Genomic DNA, 14,015 nt, shown 5'->3' with positions numbered 1-14,015 from the left:
GATACTGAATTTTACGCAGGCGTTCCATTAGCGCCTGACGGGGAGGAAATCTCATGACGGAAAAGAAACCATTCTACATCACGACACCAATCTACTATCCGAGTGCCAAGCTCCACATCGGTCATGCATACTGCACGACGATCGCGGACTCGATCGCTCGTTTCCATCGCCTCATCGGCGAGGATGTCTTCTTCCTGACGGGCTCCGACGAGCACGGCCAGAAGATCCAGCAGAAGGCAGAAGAGGCAGGCGTCACGCCAATCGAGTACGTCGACAAGATCGTCGCAGGCTTCCAGAATCTCTGGAAACGCCTCAATATCAGCAACGATGACTTCATCCGCACGACACAGAAGCGTCACGAGCGCGTCGTGCAGGAGATCTTCAACCGCATCTACGCGAAGGGCGATATCTACAAGGGCTCCTACAAGGGACTCTACTGCACGCCGTGCGAGAGTTACTGGACGGAGCATCAGCTCGACGAGAACGGCTGCTGCCCGGACTGCCACCGTCCGGTACAGGAAGTATCGGAAGAGGCGTACTTCTTCAAGATGAGCAAGTACGCTGACCGCGTGCTGCAGTACATCGAGGATCATCCCGACTTCATCCAGCCAGTCTCGCGCCGCAACGAGATGATCAACTTCATCAAGCAGGGTCTCGATGACCTCTGCATCTCGCGCACGTCGTTCGACTGGGGCATCCCGGTCCCCATCGACCCGAAGCACGTCATCTACGTCTGGTTTGATGCGCTGACGAACTACCTGACGCCGATCGGCTTCCTCGACGATCCGGAGAAGTTCCAGAAGTACTGGCCGGCTGACCTGCATCTCGTCGGCAAGGAGATCGTGCGCTTCCATACGATCATCTGGCCGTGCATCCTCATGGCGCTCGACCTGCCGCTGCCGAAGAAGGTCTACGGCCACGGCTGGCTCATCGTCGACGGCGACAAGATGTCGAAGTCCAAGGGCAATGTCGTCGATCCGAACGGCCTGATCGACGAGTTCGGCGCCGATGCCATCCGCTACTTCCTGCTGCGCGAGATCAACCTCGGCCAGGACGGCAACTTCTCGCGTGATGCCCTGATCCAGCGCATCAACAGCGACCTCGCGAACGACCTCGGCAACCTGCTGCACCGCACGCTCAACATGACGATCAAGTTCCAGGACGGCGTCCTGCTCGCACCGGAAGGCGAGAGTGAAGTCGACAAGTCGCTCAAGGCTGACGCCAAGGAGACGGTGGATTTCTTCAAGAAGAACATGCAGGATATGCAGCTCTCGGCCACCATCAAGAAGGTCTGGGCCTTCATCAGCCGCGCCAACAAGTACATCGACGAGACGACGCCGTGGGCGCTGGCCAAAGATTCGGAGAAGAAGCAGGAACTTGCCAATGTCATGTACAACCTGGCAGAATCCCTGCGCGTCATCAGCGTGCTGATTTCCCCGTTCATGCCAGTCACGGCGGAGCGCATCTGGAAGCAGCTCAACCTGCCGCAGGCCTTCAAGGACGTCCAGATCGAGGATATCGAGTCGTGGGGTGGCGTGCCGGCCGGCCTCAAGGTCGGTGAGCCGGAGCAGCTCTTCCCGCGCATCGAGGTAGAGAAGGAAGAGGCGGAGAAGCCTGCCAAGAAGGCAAAGCAGGAGAAAGCTGCCAAGCAGAAGAAAACAGAGAAGAAAGAAGAAGTGCCGGGCGTGATCGGTATCGAGGACTTCGGCAAGGTCGCACTGCGCGTAGCAGAAGTCGTGGCGGCAGAGCCGGTGCCAAAGGCCGACAAGCTCCTGAAGCTCCAGCTGAGCCTCGGCGAAGGCCAGCCGCAGCGTCAGGTCGTCTCGGGCATCGCTAAGTTCTACCAGCCGGATGAGCTCGTCGGCAAGCACGTCGTGCTCGTTGTCAACCTCAAGCCGGCCAAACTCCGCGGCGTCGTCTCCGAGGGAATGATCCTCGCCGCCAGCGACGGCAAGGGCCTCAAGGTGCTCGAGGTCAACATGCCAGCCGGCACCGAGGTGCGCTGATGAGCATCGAACTCGTCGACACGCACACGCATCTCAATGACGCGAAGTTCCAGGCGGATGTCAAGGAGACGGTGCAGAGAGCCAGAGCCGTTGGCGTCACGCGCATGATCAACATGGGCGACACGCTCGAGTCCTCGGAGCGGGCTGTCAACCTGGCCGAGTCCTATGAGGGCCTCTACGCCGGTGTCGGCATCCACCCGGAGGAGGCCTTTGAGATGACCTCGCGCGAGGACGATATCCTTGCGGGCTGGACGGACATGCCGAAGGTCGTTGCCATCGGCGAGATCGGCCTCGACTATTACTGGGAGAAGGATGAGGATCGTCGCGCCTTGCAGCGCCGCATCTTCATCCGGCAGCTCGACCTCGCGCGCGAGCTGCACATGCCTGTCTGCATCCACGACCGCGATGCCCACGGCGATACGCTCGCCATCCTCAAGAAAGAGGGCAAGGGCATCCGTGGGGTCCTGCACTGCTACTCGGGCAGCTATGAGATGGCCAGAGAGCTCATCAAGATGGGGTGGTACATCGGTGTCGACGGCCCGCTGACGTTTAAGAACGCAGCCAAGCTGCCGGAGATCGTCAAGGCCATGCCGATGGAACGCCTGCTCGTTGAGACAGACGCCCCCTACATGGCCCCCGTACCGATGCGCGGCAAGCGGAACGAACCTGCGTATGTGCGGTTCGTCGCCGAGAAGGTCGCAGAGCTCCGCGGCATGACGCTCGACGAAGTGGCAGAGAAGACGACCGAGAATGCGGTCCAGTTATACGGCCTATAAGCGTGAAAAATACATGAAACAGAAAAGTGGTGAGCAGCTCGATGAAAGAGCCGCTCACCACTTTTTCGTTCCCATTTTTCAGGTTGATTTCAGCTTTAAGTGGGACAATAAAACCATGCAGTTTGACACTGCTCTTTTTGCTATGCTATACTGAACTTGTTCTCAAAGGGTTCCCATCAAAGAAAAAGGGGGGATTGAATGAGTATAAGACGACTCATTTCCTTACACAACAAAGCAGAAAAGAAGGTCCTGGTATGCATGACGCTGGTCATCATGCTCATGATGACTTCGGGCTTCACGCGCGCAGGCGCACCCGACAATGCGCATCAGGTACAGATCCACGTCGATGGACACACGATTGAACTCAGCACGATACACAGAAATCCAGAAGCAATACTCGAACGAGCTGGCGTGAAACTCAGCGCCAAAGATTCCTACCAGTTACAGAAATTAGACGACAGAAGCACAGACATCACGATTTATCGAGCGGTCCCTGTCACGATTGACTATCAGGGACAGAAAAAAGAGGTCCTGACCAGCACTCAGACCGTAAAAGACGCCCTCGTTGAACAGGGCTACAATCCGGACGATGTGACAGCATCGCCGGGCATGGACACGAAAATTCACAGCAATATGGACATATCGGTGGTGGACAACGCAGCAGCGCTGGAGATTGCCGAACCGGAACCAGCAAGAGAACAAGTTGAGACTTCATATGGCATGGCACCTTACAGCGCAGTCTACACGATGGAAGCGACAGCTTATCTGCCGTGGGACGGCGGTGGAGAGGGCATCACGGCCTCGGGCCTCCCGGCCCAGTACGGCATCGCAGCCGTCGATACGGATGTGATCCCGCTCGGGACGCGGCTCTACATCCCCGGCTACGGTGAGGCCATCGCCGCGGACACGGGCGGCGCCATCGTCGGCGACCGCATCGACCTCTGCATGGAGGACTACGGCCAGGCCATGGACTTCGGCCGCCGCTATGTGACGGTCTACGTCCTCGACTGAAAGCGCATACAGCACATTGATACATCGCGCATCTCGTAAATAAAGAGGAGACGACGCATGAGAATTCCTCATGAGCCGTCTCCTCTTTATTTCTGCTGCACGGGGTCAGTCTTTTTTGATGACCATCTTCGTGTGGTCGGCCTTGGCCTGCTTGATGAGGACCTTGAGGCGCTCGATGTTCTCCTTGTGGTGCTGGATCGCGAAGCCGATGCGGATGCGCTCTTCCTCGGTGAACTCAGGCTTCTCGTAGGCGTCTTCGATGCGCTTGAGGCGCGCCTCGACCTCATCTAGCTCGTCTTGCATGGGCTTGACGTGCTGCAGGGCCAGGCCGTAGACTGCGCGAATCTGGTCTTCGACGTACTTGGCATAGCTTGGCTCGCCGGAGAACTCGCCGAGCCATTTGACGAGGTGGTAGATGATGGCAAAGGGGTCCTCCGCGCGGTTGACCATGTCGAGGACATCCATCTTGATCTGCTGTTCCTGGCCGTGGGCTCTCTTGATGCTCACGGGGGCATTCTTGTCGTTGTTCTCTGCTTCTTCTGCCATGGGAGACACTTCCTTTTCTCTGTATTTCCTCTATTATACCATATGAACAGGGTGGAAGTTCTTGTCTTTATCCTTTACAAAGAGACACGTGGTCTTGCACTGATGTACATCCTGTGATAAAATAAGTATCGCTGGCTAGAAGCTAAGCGAAATCAAGAAAAAGGAAAAGGAATCAATCCATGAATTCATTCAAGAAGAGCGAACTGCTCACCATCGGCTTCATGATGTTCTCCATCTTCTTCGGTGCAGGCAACCTGATCTTCCCGCCTGCACTCGGGCAGGCAGCAGGCACGAGCACGCCACTGGCGATGCTGGGCTTCCTGACGACGGGCGTCGGCCTGCCGCTTCTGGGCATCACCGCCATCGCGCTGCAGGGCGGCCGCTACCTCGAACTCATCAACAGCAGGATGTACCCGTGGTTCGCGACGGCGCTGCTCGTTGTGCTCTATCTCTGCATCGGCCCGGTCTTCGCCGTGCCGCGCACGGGTGCCGTCTCTTTTGAGATTGGCATTCGCCCATTCCTGCAGGAGGATTCGCTGAAGATTGGGCAGGCTGTCTACACGGCTCTGTTCTTCGGCGCTTCGTACTACCTCTCGCTGAATCCCAACAAGCTCATCGACCGCGTCGGCAAGATGCTGACGCCTGTCCTGCTCGTCGTGCTGGCCGTGCTGTTTGCAAAGGCGTTCCTCTCGCCGCTGGGCACGATCCTGCCGCCCACGGGCAATTACATCGACGCGCCGTTCACGCAGGGCTTCCAGGACGGCTACCAGACGATGGACCTCTTGGCCTCAGTGGCCATCGGCACGCTCGTCGTCAATGCCGTGCGCATGCGCGGCGTGACGGATAACCGGGCCATCGGGCGCATCTGCCTGATTGCGGGCCTTATCACGGTTTCGCTGATGGCCTGCGTCTACGGCTCGCTCGCGTATCTCGGCGCGACGAGCACGATGGTGCTCGGCCACTCGCCAAACGGCGGCCAACTGCTGGCGAGCGCCGTCAGCATCTTCTTCAGCACGGCGGGCAACGGCCTCTTGGCGGCCATCATCATCCTGGCCTGCCTGACGACGAGCTGCGGCATGCTCTCAGGCGGCGCCTGGTTCTTCAACCAGCTCTTCAAGAAGCGCATCTCGTACGAGCGCCTGCTGCTCTTCTTCACGTTCTTCAGCTTCGCCGTCTCGAACGTCGGCCTGACGCAGATCATCGCGCTGGCTGTGCCGTTCCTCGTGACGATCTACCCGCTCGTCATCGTCTTCGTCATCCTCTCGCTGTTCGACCGCATGATTGGCTGGCGCAAGGGCGTCTACCGCTGGGCGCTGAACCTCACGCTGATTTTCGCCCTGATTGACGGCCTCAACGCCGCGGGCATCCACTTCCATCTGCTCAACCAGCTGTTGACGGCATACCTGCCATTCTACAGCCTGACGATGGGCTGGGTCGTGCCGGCGCTTTGCGGCACGTCCATCGGCCTCGTGCTCTCGTTTTTCCAGAGAAGACCGGCCGAGTGAGGCTTTTCTTGGAAAAGTGGACGGCTGACCTTGACAGGTTCGCAGTTATCCACAAATTCCGTGGATAATTGCTGTGTGAGCTGTGGATAAGTTGTGCGGAAATCGGCAACTTATCCACAGGGAGCTGCGCGTAACAAAAGTCACCGCGTAGCTCCTCTTTTTTTGTTACGATTGCATCAGAATATGATGATAGTACGATAGGCGACGACTGGCAAAGCGGGGGATGGACATTGAAGATGGATGTTGAGAAGAAGCGGCAGCAGGAGCAAGAGACCGTGGCGGAGATCATCGCGATCTACTGCCGGGCTCATCATGGCAGGAGAGAAGGGCTCTGCCCGCAGTGCGAATCCCTGGCCCGCTATGCAGAAGCGCGCATCGCCGCCTGCCCGCGCATGGCGGTCAAGAGCTTCTGCAGCGTCTGCCCCGTGCACTGCTACGCACCGGCGCGGCGCCAGGAGATCCAGGCCGTCATGCGCTACGGCGGCCCGCGCATGCTGCTCCATCACCCGCTGATGACCTTGCGCCACATGATGCTGGGCTGGCAGACGCGCCTGGGGCGCGTGGCTTTTTTTCGCCACTGGCGCCAGTCGAACCGCAGTGTGAAGGCGAAGTGAGTCGTGGAAAGATGTATGGTATAATGGTTTCGTTGCAAGTAATATTATGAACCGGAAAGAGAGAAAAAACTTCATGAAACCATACGAATCCTACATGATCATCAGCGACCTCGACGGCACAATCATCCCGCACGGCGGCTGCGTGTCGGAGGCGAACAAGCAGGCGATTGAATCGTTCCTCGCGGGAGGCGGCCACTTCGGCATCGCGACGGGCCGCACGCCGGAAGCGGCGGCGGGCTATCTCGGCGGCGTGGCCATCACGGCACCGAGTGTCTTCTTCAACGGTTCGATGCTCTACGACTGGCAGCACGAGCGCGTCCTTGTGACGAAGCCTTTGACAGCACAGGGGGAACCTGACCTCTGGCCGCGCTTTGCCGCGCTTTGCCTCGAGCGCTTCCCAAAAGCCTGCATCGAGGTCTACACGCAGGATGATTGCCACATCATCAGCAATCCTGCAAACGATGACCCGCGCCTGCCGCACGAGCACTACCGCTACTGTCACAGCGATCTCGCGGCGGTGGCCGACGTCGGGAAGACGCCATGGCTCAAGTTCTTTGTCTGCGCTGATCCCGCGGATCTTTGCGAGCTCGAGCGTGAGGCAGAAGCATTCGGCACGGCCGCCTGCTCGCATCACTTCTACTCAGAGGCCAATTACCACGAGTTCGTCGCCAAGGGCGTCTCCAAAGGCTCGATGTTCGAGGCAATCCGCCAGATGCCCGAATTTTCGCAGACAAAGATCATCGCGCTCGGCGACTACCTCAACGACAGGGAACTATTGGAGGCCGCCGACATCGGCATCGCCTCGGGCAACGCGCACGATGAGCTCAAGGCACTTGCCGACTTCACCGGCTGCCGCGCCGAAGACGACCTGATCGTCTGGCTGCTCGAGCGTTTTGAGTGTTTGACGGCTAAGTGACAACAAAAATCCGCTAATTCCTAACAGATGTGGATGGTACAAAACGAATAACCCTCCTATAATTAAAGCGTAACAAGTAGAAACGCTAAGAAACAATTATAGGAGGGTTTTTTGATGGGAATCTCTTTTGACGCAACGAATCAGCAATTCCACCTCTATAACGATCGGATCAGCTATATCATGAAGGTCCTGCGCGACGGCCATCTCGGCCAGCTCTACTTCGGCGCGCGCCTGCCGGAAGACCGCGACTACGGGCATTTCGTCCACACGGATTACTACCGTCCGACCAGCGCCTATGTCTTTGACAACGAGTACGGATTCTCGCGCGAGCACCTGCGCCAGGAGTACCCGTCGTACGGTACGACGGATTTCCGCGAGGGCGCGGTGGAGATTGCGCAGCCGGACGGCAGCCATATCACGGATTTTTGCTACGTCTCGCATGAGATTGTCGCAGGCAAGCCGAAGCTGCAGGGCCTGCCTGCCACGTATGTGGAGGAAGATGAGGAGGCAGATACGCTGCTGGTGACGCTGCGCGACGAGAAGACGGGCGTCGAGCTCGTGCTCTCGTACACGATCTTCCGCGACTTCGATGCGATTGCCCGCAATGCCCGTTTCGTCAACAGGGGCAATGAGACCGTGGCGCTCACGCGCGCGATGAGCCTTGCCATTGACCTTCCCGATGCGGACTACGACTTCGTCCAGTTCTCCGGCTGGTGGGGCCGTGAGCGCCAGAAGAATGCGACGCATCTGCGCCCTGGCATCCAGTCCATCGGCAGCCTGCGCGGCCAGTCGGGCCATGTCCACAACCCGTTCTTCATCCTCAAGCGCCCGCAGGCGGATGAGCAGCAGGGCGAGGCCATCGGCTTCTCGCTCGTCTACAGCGGCAATTTCCTCGCGCAGGCAGAGGTCGATACGTTCGATGTCACGCGCGTGACGATGGGCATCCATCCGCAGGAATTTTGCTGGCAGCTTGCGCCTGAGGATTCGTTCCAGACGCCGGAGGCTGTCATGGTCTGGTCGGATCATGGCCTCAACGGCATGAGCCAGAACTATCACAAGCTCTACCGCACGCGCCTGGCGCGCGGTGTCTGGCGCGACAAGGTGCGCCCCATCCTCATCAACAACTGGGAGGCCACGTACTTCGATTTCGATGAGGAGAAGCTCGTGCGCATCGCCAAGACGGCGCACGATGTCGGCGTGGAACTCTTCGTCCTCGATGACGGCTGGTTCTCCACGCGCTGCGGCGAGACGAGCGGCCTTGGCGACTGGTGGCCGAACACAGATCGCCTGCCGAACGGCATCACGGGCCTCGCGGAGCGCATCAATGGCCTCGGCATGAAGTTCGGCCTCTGGGTCGAGCTCGAAATGGTCAACAAGGACAGCGAGCTCTACCGCGCGCATCCCGACTGGATCCTGCACACGGAAGGCCGCCACGCTTCGCATGGCCGCAAGCAGTACGTGCTCGACTTCTCGCGTCCGGAAGTCGTCGACTACATTCACGACTCCATCTACAAGGTCCTGAGCACGGCTAAGGTCGACTACATCAAGTGGGACATGAACCGCAGTATCACGGAGTGCGGCTCTTCGGGCTGGGGTCCTGAGCATCAGGGCGAGATTTTCCACCGTTACATCCTCGGCGTCTACAGCCTCTACGAGCGGCTGACGAGCGAATTCCCGAACATCCTGTTCGAGTCCTGCGCCTCGGGCGGCGGCCGTTTTGACCCGGGCATGTTCTACTACGCGCCGCAGTGCTGGACGAGCGATGATTCCGACGGCGGCGAGCGCCTGCGCATCCAGTACGGCACGAGTTACGCCTACCCGGTGTCCTTCATGGGCTCGCACGTCTCGATTGCGCCGAACCACCAGATCTTCCGCAATACGAGCCTCAAACTGCGCGGCGACGTGGCCTACTTCGGCACGTTCGGCTATGAGCTCGACCTCGGCAAGCTCTCAGCAAAGGAGCTCGATGAGGTCCGCGAGCAGATCCGCTTCATGAAGAAGTACCGCAAGCTGATCCAGCAGGGCACGTTCTACCGCCTCAAAGACCCGTTCACGGGCAATGCCGCAGCCTGGATGGTTGTCTCGGATGACCGTCGTCAGGCAATTGTCGGCTACTACAAGATGCTCGCACACCCGTGCACGCCGTACACTTGGATGAAGCTTGCCGGCCTCGATGAAGCGGCTGACTACACGGTCCGCATTGACGACCGCGAGGAGATGGGACAGTTTACGGGTGCCGAGCTCATGCGCGCCGGACTCGATACGACGGACTTTTCTGCTGGCGAGCAGAGCCGTGAGGAGGGCAGGCACTGCACGGACTTCTGGTCGCGCTTGTTTGTCGTCGAGGCGAAGTGATTCCTTCATTGATAAAAGAGAGAGAATGAACAGAGAAAAGATTCCCCGACAATCCTGTCGGGGAATCTTTTACGTTTTGGGAAGATAGCGGCGCTGGCGCTGCCGGTATTCCTTTGGCCTCATGCCGACCCTGCGCAAGAAGGCGCGCGTGAAGGAGTCGCTTTTGGCATAGCCGCACGAGCAGGCGATGGATTCGATGGAAAACGTGGTGGTCTCGAGCAGATGCTTTGCCTTGGTGATGCGGCAGTTCTCGATGTAGACGTGCGGGGAGATCCCGAGATGTTTCTTGAAGAGTGTCGTCATGTAACTGCGGTTAAGGTTCATGTAATCGGCGAGGTCCTGGATGGTGAAGGGCTCTTCGATGTGCAGGCGGATGAATTTCGTCATGTGTGCAATGTAGGCATTGCCGTCTGTCTGCGGGAGCAGCTCGCGCTGCGCCTCTGAGAGGATGGACAGGAACTGCAGCAGCAGACCCAGGCGGTAGTAGCGGCCGGATTGCGTAAAGCTGTTGTGCTGCAGCATATCCTGGACATAGGCGGCGAGCTTCCATCCCTGCTCTTTGGTGCAGGAGAAGATGGGCTCATCCTGGCTCAGGCCGAGTGATGCGACCATCTCAGCAGCGCGCCTGCCGCTGAACGCGACCCAGCTGTACGTCCACGGCTCCGTTTGGTCGCTCTTGTAGATGGTCTGATAATCCGGCTCAATGAGGAAGCCCTGTCCGGCACACAGGTGATACGTGTGCTGGTTGACATAGAACGTCCCCTTCCCCGCAAGGATGAAGTGGATCAGGTAATAGGAACGCACGGCCGGGCCGTACGTATGGCCGGGATGTGTCACAGAATGGCCGAATGTCGTCAGGCAGAGGTCGCCTGTCTCATCGAAGGGTGTATTGCAGGTCTGTATATCTTCCATGATTCCTTCCTCCCGATTAATCTGCTTCTATTATACGTCATCCCTCAAAAGATAACAAACGATAGGAATCCATTTGCAAAGGACAAACGACTGATATTTTTTATAAAAACCATTGACAATGGACAGTGATGGTTGTATGATTGTAAACAATCTACCAAGGAATCATACGGTATACAAAATACTCAAAGGAGGACGAACTTATGAAGTTCTTAGGTAAACTCAGTGATTTCATATCGAAGTACATGGCGGCTTTCGTCATCATTGTCGCTGTCATTGCCCTGTTCCAGCCGTGGACGTTCAAGTGGGCCGCGCCGAATATCGCGATGCTCTTGGGCATCGTCATGTTCGGCATGGGCACGACGTTGCGCCTGCGCGATTTCCGCCTGGTATTCCAGCGTCCGCGCGACGTATTCGTCGGTGCTCTGGCACAGTTTACGATCATGCCGGGCCTTGCCTGGCTGCTCGCCAAGGGCTTTAACCTTCCGCCGGAGCTCGCCGCTGGCGTCATCCTCGTCGGTACCTGCCCAGGCGGCACGTCTTCGAATGTCATGACGTATCTGGCACGCGGCGACGTCGCGCTGTCCGTCTCGATGACGATGACGACGACAATCCTCGCCCCGGTCGTCACGCCGCTTTTAACCTGGTGGCTCGCCGGTGCCTGGGTTGAGATTTCCCTCTCGGCCATGATGATGTCGATCGTCAAGGTCGTCATCGTACCGATTGTCGGCGGCATCATCGTCAACTCGCTGTTCGGCAACTTCATCCAGAAGTACGTCAAGCTCCTGCCGCTGATCTCCGTTGTCGCTATTGTCCTGATCGTCGGCGGCGTCGTCGCGGTCAGCTCGCAGCGCATCATGGAGACGGGCGCTCTCATCATGCTCGTCGTCATGCTCCACAACCTGCTCGGCTATGCACTCGGCTTCGGCATCGCTAAGGCCCTGCACATGAACATGGCCAAGGCCAAGGCCATCTCCATCGAAGTCGGCATGCAGAACTCCGGCCTCGCTACTTCCCTCGCCATGATGCACTTCGGCGCAGCAGCAGCAATCCCGGGTGCAATCTTCAGTGTCTGGCACAACATCTCTGGTTCGCTTGCCGCGAACTACCTCGCCAGCCGCATGACGAAAGAGCAAGAGAAAGAGCCGGCAACGCAGGAATGACCTGCTGTTCCCCACAGTCAACGTAAATAATCCCATAAATTCACCGAAGTCAGGAAAAGCTCCCATGGTGCTGCGCGCACGTGGGAGCTTTTCTTTTGTAACAGGTACGCTATAATTAAGACAGAATAAAGAAAGCGTCAGAGAGAAAGGACAGGAGACCATGATCAAGAAACACATCTACATCCTCGCGACGGGCGGGACGATTGCCGGCAGAGCAGCGTCAGAAGAGGCGACGACAGGGTATGAGGCCGGTGCCATCGGCGTTGCAGATCTCTTGGCGGCTGTGCCGGAGATCCGCCGCTATGCAGAGGTGGAAGGCGAGCAGATTGCCGCCATTGACAGCAAGGACATGCGGGAAGTGATCTGGCTGCGCCTCGCCGCGCGTTGCAATGCGCTGCTCTCGCGTGAGGATGTCGATGGCATCGTCATCACGCACGGCACAGACACGATGGAGGAGACAGCATATTTCTTGCACCTGACGGTCCACAGCGAGAAGCCAATCGTGCTGACGGGGGCCATGCGCCCCGCGACGGCCATGAGTGCCGATGGCCCGATGAACCTCTTGCAGGCCGTGCGCGTCGCCGCCGACGATGAAGCGGCGGGCAAGGGCGTCCTGATCGTGCTTAATGGCACCATTGAGAGTGCTCGCGATGCCGTCAAGACGCATACGACGTCACTGGATACATTCCGCTCGCCGGAGATGGGAGCGCTTGGCAGCGTGCAGGACGGCGAGCCTGTCTTTTACCGGAGTCCGCTGCGCCGCCATACGGTCCATAGCGCGTTTTCCGTCAAAGGCGTCACCGCTCTGCCGCGCGTGGCCATACTCTACGCGCATGCCGACGACGACGGCTTCCTCGTTGCGGCGGCCCAAAAGGCAGGCTGTCAGGGCATCGTCTACGCGGGCATGGGCAACGGCAGCATCCCCGAGCGCGTGGAGACGGCACTTGCCGAGGCCGCCGCAGAGGGCATCGCCGTCGTGCGCAGCACGCGCAGCGCGGCCGGCCGCGTGACGAGGGCCGAGGCATCGTACGAGGCAAATGGCTTCATCGCGAGCGACACGCTGAATCCCGCGAAGGCGCGCGTCCTGCTGCAGCTCGCTCTGCTGAAGACGAGTGACACGGCCTCCATCCGCACGATGTTCTCTATTTATTGAATTGATTGGGTCGATAGGGAAGGATGATATCATGATTGATGAACACGAATGGCGCAGCGTCCTGCAGGTCGCCAAAGACGGGACTTTCTCGGCTGCTGCTAAGCATCTCTACATCTCGCAGCCATCGCTCTCGCAGTGCATCAAGAAAGTCGAGACGGAGCTCGGCGTGCGTCTCTTTGACCGCAGCCAGACACCGCTTGCGCTGACGCCGGCCGGCACCATCTACGTGCGCCAGGCGAAGGAGATCCTGCGCATCCAGCAGTCGCTCGTGCAGGAAGTCGCAGACCTCTCGGAGCTGCGCACGGGCAGCTTGACGATCGGCAGCTCGCGCACGCGGACAGCCTGCTTCCTCATCGATCCGCTCGTCGCCTTTCACCGCCAGTACCCGGGCATCCAGCTGGCCATCAAGGAAGCGCCCGTGCGTACGCTCGAGGACTACGTCGCCTCGGGTACCGTCGACTTCGCTCTGCTCTACGGCAGCTCCCTTCGTCCGGACTTTACGTCTGTCGCGCTCTGCCGCGAGCATACGATGCTGGCCGTGCCGAAGGCGCATCCGCTCGCGAGAGCTCATGCGGAGGACAAGGCTCCGGGCTTCCCGCGCATCTCGTTTGCCGCCATGTCGGGCGAGCCCTTCATCCGCCTGCAGCCGACGCGTCAGATGGCGGAGGTCTACGAGAAGCTCTGCGAGTCTTCGGGCGCAAAGCCGCAGGTGATCTTTGAGGCGAACAGCATCATCGAGGCGTCAGAGCTCTGCGCGGCGGGGCTCGGCGCGACACTCGTGACCGACATGCTCGTGCAGAGCTGGCGTTGGAAGGAGCAGGCCTTCTTCTTTGAGCTCGAGGAAGAGGTGGAGGACCGCCAGCTGCTCGCCGTCTGCAGCAAGCAGCGCCAGCTCTCCCTTGCCGCACAGCGCTTTATCGACTTCCTGCGCGCCGACTGACAGCAGCCTATAGGTTTCTCGAATAGACACTATAAGCAGAATGTATTTTCTTGATAGCTGTATTTAATGGTAGAATAGGAACATCCAATACATACATGGAATCATCTATCGGGAACTGGAG

Annotated in this window: 12 protein-coding genes; 10 read left to right on the top strand and 2 right to left on the bottom strand. The window is 58.8% G+C overall.

All coding sequences use genetic code 11. The features are described from left to right. Window positions 1–53 precede the first annotated feature (53 nt). The 3 genes from metG to T518_RS01740 all read left to right on the top strand — a co-directional run bounded on the left by metG (window position 54) and on the right by T518_RS01740 (window position 3,793). Window positions 54–2,006 (top strand): methionine--tRNA ligase, encoded by a 1,953-nt coding sequence (metG, locus tag T518_RS01755; protein WP_036374188.1) that lies wholly within the window; start codon window positions 54–56, stop codon window positions 2,004–2,006. Then, a complete protein-coding gene (locus tag T518_RS01750) occupies window positions 2,006–2,782 on the top strand; it encodes a TatD family hydrolase (protein ID WP_036374185.1) in 777 nt (258 codons plus the stop codon). The genes metG and T518_RS01750 overlap by 1 nt, the downstream gene beginning before the upstream one ends. A gap of 198 nt (window positions 2,783–2,980) precedes the next feature. Continuing rightward, complete coding sequence (locus T518_RS01740) at window positions 2,981–3,793, top strand: G5 and 3D domain-containing protein (protein WP_036374180.1); 813 nt, start codon at window positions 2,981–2,983, stop codon at window positions 3,791–3,793. Between the two features lie 105 nt (window positions 3,794–3,898). On the opposite strand, the gene T518_RS01735 is transcribed toward T518_RS01740, so the two are convergent. Continuing rightward, window positions 3,899–4,339, bottom strand: a complete 441-nt coding sequence (locus tag T518_RS01735; protein ID WP_051652133.1) for a hypothetical protein — start codon at window positions 4,337–4,339, stop codon at window positions 3,899–3,901. A gap of 179 nt (window positions 4,340–4,518) precedes the next feature. Between T518_RS01735 and brnQ the strand changes: the two genes are divergently transcribed. The 4 genes from brnQ (at window position 4,519) to T518_RS01715 (ending at window position 9,729) form a co-directional block, all read left to right on the top strand. Continuing rightward, window positions 4,519–5,844, top strand: coding sequence for a branched-chain amino acid transport system II carrier protein (gene brnQ, locus T518_RS01730; protein ID WP_036374177.1), 1,326 nt, complete (start codon window positions 4,519–4,521; stop codon window positions 5,842–5,844). Between the two features lie 236 nt (window positions 5,845–6,080). Continuing rightward, window positions 6,081–6,458: a nitrous oxide-stimulated promoter family protein gene (locus T518_RS01725; RefSeq protein ID WP_036374504.1), complete on the top strand. Its 378-nt coding sequence runs from the start codon at window positions 6,081–6,083 to the stop codon at window positions 6,456–6,458. A gap of 73 nt (window positions 6,459–6,531) precedes the next feature. Beyond that, window positions 6,532–7,374 carry an HAD hydrolase family protein gene (locus T518_RS01720; protein ID WP_036374174.1) on the top strand — a complete coding sequence of 281 codons (843 nt, stop codon included), beginning with the start codon at window positions 6,532–6,534 and terminating at the stop codon, window positions 7,372–7,374. 114 nt (window positions 7,375–7,488) lie between these two features. After that, window positions 7,489–9,729 (top strand): alpha-galactosidase, encoded by a 2,241-nt coding sequence (locus tag T518_RS01715; protein WP_036374172.1) that lies wholly within the window; start codon window positions 7,489–7,491, stop codon window positions 9,727–9,729. A 69-nt stretch (window positions 9,730–9,798) separates the two neighbouring features. Here the strand turns inward: T518_RS01715 and T518_RS01710 are convergent, their stop codons facing one another. After that, a complete protein-coding gene (locus tag T518_RS01710) occupies window positions 9,799–10,641 on the bottom strand; it encodes an AraC family transcriptional regulator (protein ID WP_036374170.1) in 843 nt (280 codons plus the stop codon). Window positions 10,642–10,841: 200 nt separating this feature from the next. Between T518_RS01710 and T518_RS01705 the strand changes: the two genes are divergently transcribed. From T518_RS01705 to T518_RS01695, 3 genes are all read left to right on the top strand, one after another. Beyond that, complete coding sequence (locus tag T518_RS01705; protein WP_036374168.1) at window positions 10,842–11,801, top strand: bile acid:sodium symporter family protein; 960 nt, start codon at window positions 10,842–10,844, stop codon at window positions 11,799–11,801. Between the two features lie 160 nt (window positions 11,802–11,961). Further along, window positions 11,962–12,954 (top strand): asparaginase, encoded by a 993-nt coding sequence (locus T518_RS01700; protein ID WP_303696184.1) that lies wholly within the window; start codon window positions 11,962–11,964, stop codon window positions 12,952–12,954. Between the two features lie 31 nt (window positions 12,955–12,985). Continuing rightward, on the top strand, window positions 12,986–13,894 hold the full coding sequence (locus tag T518_RS01695; RefSeq protein WP_036374165.1) for a LysR family transcriptional regulator: 909 nt from the start codon (window positions 12,986–12,988) through the stop codon (window positions 13,892–13,894). The last annotated feature ends 121 nt before the right edge of the window (window positions 13,895–14,015 follow it).

This window comes from Mitsuokella jalaludinii DSM 13811 (assembly GCF_000702905.1).
GTDB classification, from domain to species: domain Bacteria; phylum Bacillota; class Negativicutes; order Selenomonadales; family Selenomonadaceae; genus Mitsuokella; species Mitsuokella jalaludinii.
This window is presented reverse-complemented; position numbering and strand designations above follow the sequence as displayed.

What these genes read in the sequence shown, in the direction of transcription:
- T518_RS01750 (WP_036374185.1), top strand. Translation starts at nt 2,006, where the DNA reads ATGAGCATCGAACTCGTCGACACGCACACGCATCTCAATGACGCGAAG.
- T518_RS01735 (WP_051652133.1), bottom strand. Translation starts at nt 4,339, where the DNA reads ATGGCAGAAGAAGCAGAGAACAACGACAAGAATGCCCCCGTGAGCATC.
- T518_RS01720 (WP_036374174.1), top strand. Translation starts at nt 6,532, where the DNA reads ATGAAACCATACGAATCCTACATGATCATCAGCGACCTCGACGGCACA.
- metG (WP_036374188.1), top strand. Translation starts at nt 54, where the DNA reads ATGACGGAAAAGAAACCATTCTACATCACGACACCAATCTACTATCCG.
- T518_RS01710 (WP_036374170.1), bottom strand. Translation starts at nt 10,641, where the DNA reads ATGGAAGATATACAGACCTGCAATACACCCTTCGATGAGACAGGCGAC.
- T518_RS01715 (WP_036374172.1), top strand. Translation starts at nt 7,489, where the DNA reads ATGGGAATCTCTTTTGACGCAACGAATCAGCAATTCCACCTCTATAAC.
- T518_RS01705 (WP_036374168.1), top strand. Translation starts at nt 10,842, where the DNA reads ATGAAGTTCTTAGGTAAACTCAGTGATTTCATATCGAAGTACATGGCG.
- brnQ (WP_036374177.1), top strand. Translation starts at nt 4,519, where the DNA reads ATGAATTCATTCAAGAAGAGCGAACTGCTCACCATCGGCTTCATGATG.
- T518_RS01725 (WP_036374504.1), top strand. Translation starts at nt 6,081, where the DNA reads ATGGATGTTGAGAAGAAGCGGCAGCAGGAGCAAGAGACCGTGGCGGAG.
- T518_RS01700 (WP_303696184.1), top strand. Translation starts at nt 11,962, where the DNA reads ATGATCAAGAAACACATCTACATCCTCGCGACGGGCGGGACGATTGCC.
- T518_RS01695 (WP_036374165.1), top strand. Translation starts at nt 12,986, where the DNA reads ATGATTGATGAACACGAATGGCGCAGCGTCCTGCAGGTCGCCAAAGAC.
- T518_RS01740 (WP_036374180.1), top strand. Translation starts at nt 2,981, where the DNA reads ATGAGTATAAGACGACTCATTTCCTTACACAACAAAGCAGAAAAGAAG.